The 9,402-nt window shown below is 71.7% G+C and carries 9 protein-coding genes; 6 read left to right on the top strand and 3 right to left on the bottom strand.

The window, feature by feature from the left end; genetic code table 11:
- Window positions 1–1,354 (top strand): ABC transporter ATP-binding protein (locus tag CCL05_RS03580; RefSeq protein ID WP_086559011.1); only part of this gene is annotated, 1,354 nt, incomplete at its 5' end.
- Between the two features lie 103 nt (window positions 1,355–1,457).
- Window positions 1,458–1,961 (top strand): hypothetical protein, encoded by a 504-nt coding sequence (locus CCL05_RS03575; RefSeq protein WP_086559010.1) that lies wholly within the window; start codon window positions 1,458–1,460, stop codon window positions 1,959–1,961.
- 2 nt (window positions 1,962–1,963) lie between these two features.
- Here CCL05_RS03575 and CCL05_RS03570 read toward each other — a convergent pair whose 3' ends face one another.
- Window positions 1,964–2,947, bottom strand: a complete 984-nt coding sequence (locus tag CCL05_RS03570) for a Bug family tripartite tricarboxylate transporter substrate binding protein (protein ID WP_086559009.1) — start codon at window positions 2,945–2,947, stop codon at window positions 1,964–1,966.
- Window positions 2,948–3,044: 97 nt separating this feature from the next.
- On the opposite strand from CCL05_RS03570, the gene CCL05_RS03565 reads away from it, so the two are divergent.
- Window positions 3,045–4,673 (top strand): sensor histidine kinase, encoded by a 1,629-nt coding sequence (locus CCL05_RS03565; RefSeq protein WP_086559008.1) that lies wholly within the window; start codon window positions 3,045–3,047, stop codon window positions 4,671–4,673.
- On the top strand, window positions 4,670–5,389 hold the full coding sequence (locus CCL05_RS03560) for a response regulator (protein WP_086559007.1): 720 nt from the start codon (window positions 4,670–4,672) through the stop codon (window positions 5,387–5,389). Before CCL05_RS03565 ends, CCL05_RS03560 begins: the two co-directional genes overlap by 4 nt.
- An 8-nt stretch (window positions 5,390–5,397) precedes the next feature.
- Here the strand turns inward: CCL05_RS03560 and CCL05_RS03555 are convergent, their stop codons facing one another.
- Window positions 5,398–5,631, bottom strand: coding sequence for a hypothetical protein (locus CCL05_RS03555; RefSeq protein WP_086559006.1), 234 nt, complete (start codon window positions 5,629–5,631; stop codon window positions 5,398–5,400).
- 129 nt (window positions 5,632–5,760) lie between these two features.
- On the bottom strand, window positions 5,761–6,708 hold the full coding sequence (locus CCL05_RS03550) for a methionyl-tRNA formyltransferase (protein ID WP_086559005.1): 948 nt from the start codon (window positions 6,706–6,708) through the stop codon (window positions 5,761–5,763).
- 210 nt (window positions 6,709–6,918) lie between these two features.
- On the opposite strand from CCL05_RS03550, the gene CCL05_RS03545 reads away from it, so the two are divergent.
- Complete coding sequence (locus CCL05_RS03545) at window positions 6,919–8,274, top strand: lysine N(6)-hydroxylase/L-ornithine N(5)-oxygenase family protein (RefSeq protein ID WP_086559004.1); 1,356 nt, start codon at window positions 6,919–6,921, stop codon at window positions 8,272–8,274.
- A gap of 54 nt (window positions 8,275–8,328) precedes the next feature.
- A complete protein-coding gene (locus CCL05_RS03540; RefSeq protein WP_086559016.1) occupies window positions 8,329–9,387 on the top strand; it encodes a FecCD family ABC transporter permease in 1,059 nt (352 codons plus the stop codon).
- Window positions 9,388–9,402 lie beyond the last annotated feature (15 nt).

Raw genomic sequence — 9,402 nt, 5'->3', positions numbered from 1 at the left:
CTGGCAGATCACCCTGCTCGCGCTGGTGCTGCTGCCGGTGTTCGTCGTCCCGGCCCGGCGCATGGGCCGCCGTATGGCCCGTATGCAGCGGGAGGCGGCGACGCTGAACGCGGCCATGGGCACCCGCATGACCGAGCGCTTCTCCGCACCCGGCGCCACCCTCGTCAAGCTCTTCGGGCGCCCCGAGGAGGAGTCGGCCGAGTTCGCCGAACGCGCCCGCCGGGTCGCGGACATCGGCGTCCGGACGGCGACCGCCCAGGCCGCGTTCATCACCGCCCTCACCCTGGTCTCCGCGCTCGCCCTCGCCCTGGTCTACGGCCTCGGCGGCGCCCTCGCCCTGCGCGGCACGCTGGAGCCCGGCGCCGTCGTGTCGCTCGCGCTGCTCCTTACCCGGCTGTACGCGCCGCTGACCGCGCTCGCCGGGGCCCGGGTCGAGGTGATGAGCGCCCTCGTCAGCTTCGAGCGGGTCTTCGAGGTGCTCGACCTGAAGCCGCTCATCGAGGAGAAGCCGGACGCGCGCCGGGTGCCCGACGGGCCCGTGGCCGTCGAGTTCGACCACGTCCGCTTTGGCTACCCGTCCGCCGACAAGGTCTCCCTCGCCTCCCTGGAGGAGGTCGCCACGCTCGACAAGCGGGGCGGTGACGAGGTCCTGCACGGCATCTCCTTCCGCGCCGAACCGGGGCAGACCGTGGCGCTCGTCGGCTCCTCCGGCGCGGGCAAGTCGACCGTCGCGCAGCTGCTGCCGCGCCTGTACGACGTCGACGAGGGCGCCGTACGCGTCGGCGGCGTCGACGTCCGCGACCTGAGCGCGCGGTCCCTGCGGGAGACGCTCGGCATGGTCACCCAGGACGGGCACCTCTTCCACGACACCGTCCGCGCCAACCTGCTCCTGGCCCGCCCCTCGGCCACGGAGAGCGACCTGTGGGACGCCCTGCGCCGGGCCCGTCTCGACGACCTCGTACGGTCGTTGCCCGACGGTCTCGACACGGTGGTCGGCGAACGCGGCTACCGGCTCTCCGGCGGGGAACGCCAGCGCATGACCATCGCCCGGCTCCTGCTGGCCCGGCAGCGCGTCGTCATCCTCGACGAGGCCACCGCCCACCTCGACAACACCTCCGAGGCCGCCGTCCAGGAGGCACTCGCCGAAGCCCTCGAAGGCAGGACGGCGGTCGTGATCGCCCACCGGCTCTCCACGGTCCGCACGGCCGACCAGATCCTGGTCGTCGAGGCCGGCCGGATCGTGGAACGCGGCACGCACGAGGAGCTCCTGGCGGCGGGGGAGCGCTACGCGGAGCTGTACCGGACCCAGTTCGGCGGGACGGAGGGCACGGTCGCGGACGAGGCCGCCGCGTAACACGCCCTGCCTCGGTGAACGGCCCCGGGCGCGCGTCCGTACCCCCTGACGAGTACTCCTGCCCGCCCGTGAGGGCGGGACGGTCCGCATCCGGAGAGACGACGTGTCCCAGCAGCAACCGCACGCACGATCCCACCACCGGCCCCTGTCCCGCGCCCCTCGGCTGCGCGCCGCCGCGCCGGCCGCCGCGCTGGTCATGCTCCCCCTGGTCACCGCCTGCGGAGGTGGTGACGACGAGCCGGCCTCCGCCGGCAGGACGGCGGCGCCGAGCGGGCCCGCCGCTCCCGCCGCCGGAGTCGTCGCGCCGGCGAAGGTGGAGGTGATCGCCGGCCTGACCGGCTGCAAGGTGAAGATCCGCACCGAGGCGGACGAACTGCGCGAGGGCGTCTGCCACACCGAGAAGGGCGACTACCTCATCACCACCTTCCCCCAGGAGAAGCTCAAGGAGACCTGGCTGGAGGCGGCCCGCGTGTACGGGGGCACCTACCTCGTCGGCATGCGCTGGGTGGTCAGCGCCAAGCCGGAGATGCTGGAGCCCCTGCGCGCCGAACTCGGCGGCACGGTCAGGAAGTTGCGGGGCATCGGCCCGAGCGCGAGCGCCTCCTGACCTCACCGCTGCCCGAGCCGGCGGACCAGACCGGCGATCTGCTCGTCCTGCCGGGCCAGATAGGACTCGAAGGCACGGCCGGTGGCGAACACGTCCGACCAGCCGTGCCGGCGGAGTTCGGCCCGCCACTGGCGGGAGTCGTGCAGCTCGGTCAGCGCCTCGACCCAGCGCCGCCGGTCGCTGTCACTGATGCCGGGCGGGGCCACGATGCCCCGCCAGTTGTCGAAGACCAGGTCGATCCCCGATGACGTCAGGGTCGGGACACCCGGCAGGACAGCGACCGGCCGCGCACCGGTGACGGCCAGGACCCGCAGCCGGCCGGCGCGGATCTGGTCGAGGAACTCGCCGAACCCGCTGGTGGCGATGGAGACCCTGCCCTCCAGCAGCGCGGGCAGCAGATCGCCGCCCCCACCGTCGTACGGCACGTACGCGACCTTCCGCGGGTCGATGCCGACGGTCTGCGCCAGCCGCATCGGCAGCAGATGGTCGGGCCCGCCGGCGGCGGATCCGCCGCCCACCCTGATGCTCCCGGGATCAGCGCGCCAGGCGTCCACCAGCGCGCCGATCGTCCGGTACGGCGAGTCCTTCCGGACGACGATCGCGCCGGGCTCCTCGACGAGGCGGGCGATCGGGGTGGTGTCGGTGACGGTCACCCGCGACCCGGCCGCGTGCGCGGCGCCCACGACGCCGAGGCCCATCTGGAGGGCGAGAGCGCCGTTGCCCCTCTCGTCGGCGAGGCGCTTCAGGCCCACCGTGCCGCCGGCGCCGGGCAGATTGAACACCTGGACGTCCGAGGCGATCCCGGTCTCCTCCATGACCCGGGCCGCGGTCCGGGCCGTGGTGTCGTAGCCGCCGCCCGGGGTGTTGGGCACCATGAGCCGCAGGTCCCGCGCGGGCGCCTCGCCCGGCCACCCGCCGCACGCCCCGGCCGCCAGCAGGACCAGGGCGGCGCAGGCGCCGAGCACGGCGCGTGCGGGACGTCTCATGACACCTCACTTCCGGTTTTCCCTGGCCGGGGTCATGATTGTGCGACTCGGCACATGAGCCGCCCCACCTGTGTCGGCATTGAAGATTGAGTTCATTGTGGTCGCCACCTTTCGTCGCCATTCGCTCGCGGGCGAGATGCTGGTGCTCCAGCTCGCCATCGTCGTGGTGGTGCTGCTGGCGGTCGCCGCGGTCTCGCTCGCCCAGTCGCAGGCCACCTTCAACCGGGTCGAGGGACGCCGGGTGAGCGCGCTGGCCGAACAACTGGCCGCCAACCCCCTGGTGCGCAGCCAGCTGGTGCGTCCCGCGCCCGGGGAGACGCTCGCCCCGCTGGTGCACGCCACGCAGGCGCAGTCCGGGGTGACCTCGGTGACGGTGGCCGACGCCTCCGGTCGGATCGTCAGCTCCACGAACCCCACGGTGGTCGGCGAGCGGCTGCCCGCCGAGCCGGGCGCCGACCAGGCGCGGGGCTGGGCGGGACAGCTGACACTGGACGGCAACCGCGAACTGGCCGCCCAGGTCCCCGTCCTCGGGGCGACGCAGGAGAACCTCGGCCGGATCCTCGGCACGGTGATGATCGGCGAGGCCGACCCGACCGTCTGGCAGCGGCTCAGCGGCGCCTCCTCGTATCTGCTCGCCTACCTGGGCATCGCCAGCGGGCTCGGCGTGGCCGGCTCCTGGCTGCTCGCACGGCGGGTGAAGCGGCAGACCCTCGGGCTGGAGCCGGGGGAGATCGCGGGGCTCGCCGAGCACCGGGAGGCGATGCTGTACGGGATCGCCGAGGGCGTCATCGCCCTGGACCCGCAGCACCGGCTCACCCTCGTCAACGACATGGGCCGCCGCCTGCTCGACCTGCCCGAGGACTGCGTCGGCCAGAGCCTGGACGCCCTGGGCATCGACGGACGGCTGCGCGACGTGCTGGCCGGCACCGCCCCGGGCGAGCGGGACGAGGTCGTCGTCCGCCACGGCCGGGTGCTGGTGATGAACCGGATGACCGTCACCAAGGACGGCCGGCTCCTCGGCTCGGTCACCACCCTGCGCGACCGCACCGAACTGGCCCGCCTGGAGCGGGAGATCGGCTCCTTCCGCAGCTCCTCGGAGCTGCTGCGGGCGCAGGCGCACGAGTTCGCCAACCAGCTGCACACCATCTCCGGGCTGATCCAGATCGGCGAGCAGGACGAAGTCGTCCGCTACATCCGCGCGTTGAACCAGCGCCGCCAGTCCCTGGACGTCACCCTCAGCCGCCGCGTCCGGGACACCGCGGTGGCCGCCCTGCTGATGGCGAAGGCGTCCCTCGCGGCCGAACGGAAGGTCAGCCTGCGCATCTCGGACGACACCGCGCTGGAGCGGCTGGCCCCGGAGGACGCCGCCGACGTGGCGACCGTCGTGGGCAACCTCGTGGACAACGCCGTCGACGCCGCCGCGCACGCCGGGGAGCGTTGGGTCGAGGTGGCGCTGCGGCAGGACGCCTCCAGCGTGGAGATCGCGGTCCGCGACTCGGGGCCGGGCGTGGCTCCCGAACTGGCCCGCGAGGTGTTCTCCCACGGCTTCACGACGAAGGCCGCGCGGGAGGGCGAGCGCGGTATCGGACTGGCCCTGACCAAGCTGGTCTGCGAACGGCACGGAGGAGAGATCTCGGTGGCCAACACCCCCGACGGTGCCGTGTTCACCGCACGCATGACCGTCAGCCACCTCCCCGAAGCGGTGGCGGAAGGAGCGGCCCCATGACCGCAACGCGCGACATGACCGGAACGCGCGCCGAGGCGGGCACGATCGACGTCCTCGTGGTCGACGACGACTTCATGGTGGCCCGGGTCCACCGCGCGTTCGTCGAACGCGTCGAGCCGTTCCGGGTCGTCGGCGTGGCCCACACCGGCGCACAGGCGATCGAGGCCGTGGACGAACTGCGCCCCGACCTCGTCCTGCTCGACCTGTATCTCCCCGACCTGTTCGGCCTCGACGTCATCCCCCGGCTGCGCACCGCCGGCCACGACTGCGACGTCATGGTCATCAGCGCCGCGCAGGAGGCCGACACGGTCCGCGGCGCCGTCCGGCAGGGGGTCGTCGACTACCTGCTGAAACCCTTCGACTTCGAGGACCTGCGCCCCCGCCTGGAGCGCTACGCCGCCCAGCGGGGACGGCTGCTCACGGCGGTGGTGCGAGGCCAGGCCGACATCGACCGGGTGCTGGCCGGAGCGGGCGTCCCCGCACCGGCCCCCGCGCTGCCGAAGGGCATGAGTGTGGAGACCGCCGAACTCGTCGAGCGGGCCCTGCGCGCGGCGGACGGCACCCTGTCCGCCACCGAGTGCGCCGCGTTGACCGGCGTGTCCCGGGTGAGCGCCCGCCGCTACCTGGAGTACTTCCACGGCACCGGCAGCGCGGAGGTGTCCCTGCGCTACGGCGTCGCCGGCCGGCCCGAACGGCGGTACTCCTGGCGGGCGTGATCCCCTGGCTACGGTGGGCCGTCGGTCTTCGGCGTCGGGACGCCCGGCTTCTCCGCCGCGTCCTCCGCGATCCGCACGGTGTACAGGCCGGGGCTCTGGTCATGCCACTGCCCGGGTTCCGGTTCGAGGGCCGTCGCGACGGTCAGGGGGAGCACCACGGCCCCGGTGAGTGCCAGGACCCAGCCGAGGACGGGGCTCAGGAGCGTGCCGGCGGTCCGGTGGTAGGTGTCGTGGTAGGCCAACTGTCGTCCCGGTGGTTCGACTCGACATCGTGTACTGCCCCCATGGGGCTCACTGTCGCAGCAGCCGCCGGGCGAGAGGAATCTTGAAACTTAAAGCCCCACGCGTTGCACAGAAGTTTCACAGCGGCCTCAGGGCTGGTTCGTCAAGTAGCCGCCCATGGCGGTGAAGTACTCGCCCGCGGGCAGCTCGCGGCCGTCCTCGGTCCGGACGCGCGTGAGGGCGAGACCGTGGTTGCGGCCGGTGCGGGCGTCGGCTCCGGCGACGATGACCACGCCCTCGCCCTCGCGGTAGAAGATGCGGCCGGGCGTGCCGCCGTACCGCCCCTGCGAGACGACGGCGGCCAGGACCTCCAGGCGCCTGCCCTTGTGGAAGGTGAACGCGCTGGGGTACGGCTCGGACTGGGCGCGGACCAGCCGCTCCAGGTCCTCGGCCGGCCAGGTCCAGTCGATGCGGCTGTCCTCGATCGACCGCTTGTGGAAGAAGCTGGCCCGGGAGCGGTCCTGCTTGGTGAACTCCGTCTGCCCGGAGGCGATGAGGCCGAGCGCGCCGATGGTGACCGGGGCGATGAGGTCGACGGTCTTGTGGAACAGGTCGGTCGCCGTGTCGGTGGGCCCGACCGCCACCGCCTCCTGCCGCACGATGTCGCCCGCGTCGAGTTCGTCGTTCATCATGTGCGCGGTGACGCCCACTTCGGGCTCTCCGTTGATCAGCGCCCAGATCAGCGGCGAGAAGCCGGCGTACTTCGGCAGCAGTGAGTCGTGCACGTTCAGCGTGCCGTGGCGCGGCAGGTCGAAGATGCGCGGCGGAATCCACGTACGCCAGTTGTTGGCCACGATGATGTCCGGGTCGGCCTCCTTGAGACGCTCGAACAGCTCGTCGTCGTCAGGGCGGTTGCGGATCACGACCGGTACGCCGTTCTCCTCGGCGAGGTCGGCGACCGAGTCGCTCCAGATCTTCTCGTAGGCGTGTTCGCTCTTGGGGTGCGTCACGACCAGGACCACGTCGTGCTCGGAGTCCAGGAGGGCTTGCAGGGTGCGGTGCCCCCAGGTCTGGTAACCGAACATGACGACCCGCATGGGGTTCCTCCTCGAAGCAGGGAATGGCCGTGGCCAGTAAAGCAAGGCTTACCTAAGTGGTCAACGGGCCCAGTTTGCGAGCGTGTTGACGATCGCGCCCTGCGTGCGAGTCCGTTTTGTCTATGGACAGCCCTATGGGATGAGCTTAGCCTTACCTAAGTTTTGGGTGGTGCCTCTTTCGGCTGCCCGACTTCGTACGATGGGAGTGACATGGCACAGGCTCGTCCTGGCGACGCCCCTTTGATCCACGACCTCATTGGCATCGGCTTCGGGCCGTCCAATGTGGCCATGGCGATCGCGCTCAGCGAGCACAACGCGCGCGCCGGCGGGGGAGAGGCGGTCTCCGCTCACTTCTTCGAGCAGCAGCCGCGCTTCGGCTGGCACCGGGGCATGCTCATCGACGACGCCACCATGCAGGTGTCCTTCCTCAAGGACCTGGTGACGCTCCGGAACCCGGCCAGCGAGTACAGCTTCCTGTGCTACCTCAAGAGCAAGGGACGGCTGATCGACTTCATCAATCACAAGAACCTCTTCCCGCTGCGGGTGGAGTTCCACGACTACTTCGAGTGGGCCGCGGGCCAGGTCGACGACATGGTCTCCTACGGCCACGAGGTCGTCGGCGTCATGCCCGTCGTGCGCGACGGCGCGGTGGAGTACCTGGATGTGACGGTCCGGTCGGGGGAGGGCCTGGAGGTCCACCGGGCCCGCAACCTCGTCCTCGGCACCGGCCTGCGCCCCCTCATGCCGGAGGGCGTGGAGCGCGGCGACCGCGTCTGGCACAACTCCGAACTGCTGGGCAGGGTCGACGCGTTGGAGGGCGCCTCGCCGTCCCGGTTCGTCGTCGTGGGCGCCGGGCAGAGCGCCGCCGAGAACGTCGCCTACCTGCACCGGCGTTTCCCCGAGGCCGAGGTCTGCGCCGTCTTCTCCCGCTATGGCTACAGCCCCGCAGACGACAGCGCCTTCGCCAACCGGATCTTCGACCCCGAGGCCGTCGACGCGTTCTTCGCGGCGCCGAAGGACGTCAAACGCCGGCTGATGGACTACCACGGCAACACCAACTACTCCGTGGTGGACATCGACCTGATCGACGACCTGTACCGGCAGATGTACCGGGAGAAGGTCCTCGGCACCGAGCGCCTGCGCTTCCTCAACGTCTCCCGGCTCACCGGTGTCACTCAGACGCCGGACAAGGTCACGGCCGCCGTCACGTCCCTCGTCACCGGCGAGGAGACCCTCCTGGACGCCGACGTCGTGGTGTTCGCCACCGGCTACAGCCCCGCCGACCCCGTCGGGCTGCTCGGCGAGGTGGCCGACCGCTGCCTGAGGGACGCCGAGGGCCGCGTCCGTGTCGAGCGCGACTACCGCATCGCGACGGAGCCGGAGCTGCACTGCGGCATCTACCTCCAGGGCGGCACCGAGCACACGCACGGCATCACCTCGTCCCTGCTGTCCAACACCGCCGTCAGGGTCGGCGACATCCTCGACTCGCTCCTCGACCGGGGCCGCAAGTCCGCTTCCGACGCGGCCCGCACGGTCGCGGACGGAACGGGCAGCGCGGCGCGTTAGTCCACCCACCCGGCAGGCACGACAGCGCAGATCAAAGGGATGACGTACGTCGACATGGGCACGATCGCAGTGGAGCGCCCCGCGTCCAAGGCCACAACTCCGGGCCGTCGGCGGCGCGTTGTGGGCCTGGGCGTGCTGGTGCTGACCCTCGTGGCCGCCGGGGCGGTGTCGTTGGCCGTCGGGGCGCGCGCGTTGAGCCCCGGCGAGGTGTGGCACGGGCTGTTCGCGGCACCGGAGTCCGACCAGCGGCTCACCGAGATCCGGCTCATCGTGGAGACCGTGCGGGTGCCCCGGACGGTGCTCGCGATCGTGGCGGGCGTCGCCCTCGGGGTCGGCGGCGCGCTGATCCAGGGGTACACGCGCAACCCGATCGCCGACACCGGCCTGCTGGGCGTGAACTCCGGTGCCTCGTTCGCGGTGGTGACGGTGATCGCCGTGTTCGGGCTCTCCGACCCGTTCCAGTACATCTGGTTCGCGTTCCTCGGGGCGGCGGTCGCCGGGGTCGTGGTGTTCGGGCTGGCGAGCATCGGACGGGGCGCCGGGAACCCGCTGACGCTCGCCCTGGCCGGGCAGGGAGTCACGGTGTTCCTCGCGGCGATGACCACCGCGATCGCGTTGTCGGACCAGAAGTCGCTGAACGCGCTGCGGTTCTGGAACGCCGGCTCGGTCGCCGGCGTCGGATTCGGCGTCATCTGGCCGGTGACCGGCTTCATCGCGGCCGGACTGGTGCTGGCCCTGGTCACACTGCCCGCCGTCAACCTGCTCAACCTGGGTGACGACGTGGCGCGCGGGCTCGGCGTGAACATCGCGCTGAGCCGGACCATCGGCATCATCGCCATCACCCTGCTGGCGGGCGCCGCGACGGCCGCGTGCGGGCCCATCGCGTTCCTCGGGCTCATGGTGGCCCACGTGGCCCGGTATCTGACCGGACCCGACTACCGCTGGCTGGTGCCGTACGCGGGACTGCTCGGCGCCGTCGTCCTGCTGGTCTGCGACATCGTGGGGCGACTGGTGGTGCGGCCGGGCGAGCTGGACGCGGGTGTCGTCGTCGCTCTGCTGGGCGCCCCGTTCTTCGCGGCTCTGGTGTGGCGCGGAAAGTTCAAGAGCGCATGAACAGGACAGGCGTGA

The organism is Streptomyces africanus (genome assembly GCF_002150735.1).
Taxonomy (GTDB): Bacteria; Actinomycetota; Actinomycetes; order Streptomycetales; family Streptomycetaceae; genus Streptomyces; species Streptomyces africanus.
Note: the sequence above shows the minus strand (reverse complement) of the source record. Positions and strands in the feature narration are given on the sequence as shown.

Excerpts from the sequence above, each read along its gene's own strand:
- CCL05_RS03540 (WP_086559016.1), top strand. The coding sequence starts at position 8,329 with ATGGGCACGATCGCAGTGGAGCGCCCCGCGTCCAAGGCCACAACTCCG.
- CCL05_RS03545 (WP_086559004.1), top strand. The coding sequence starts at position 6,919 with ATGGCACAGGCTCGTCCTGGCGACGCCCCTTTGATCCACGACCTCATT.
- CCL05_RS03560 (WP_086559007.1), top strand. The coding sequence starts at position 4,670 with ATGACCGCAACGCGCGACATGACCGGAACGCGCGCCGAGGCGGGCACG.
- CCL05_RS03570 (WP_086559009.1), bottom strand. The coding sequence starts at position 2,947 with ATGAGACGTCCCGCACGCGCCGTGCTCGGCGCCTGCGCCGCCCTGGTC.
- CCL05_RS03550 (WP_086559005.1), bottom strand. The coding sequence starts at position 6,708 with ATGCGGGTCGTCATGTTCGGTTACCAGACCTGGGGGCACCGCACCCTG.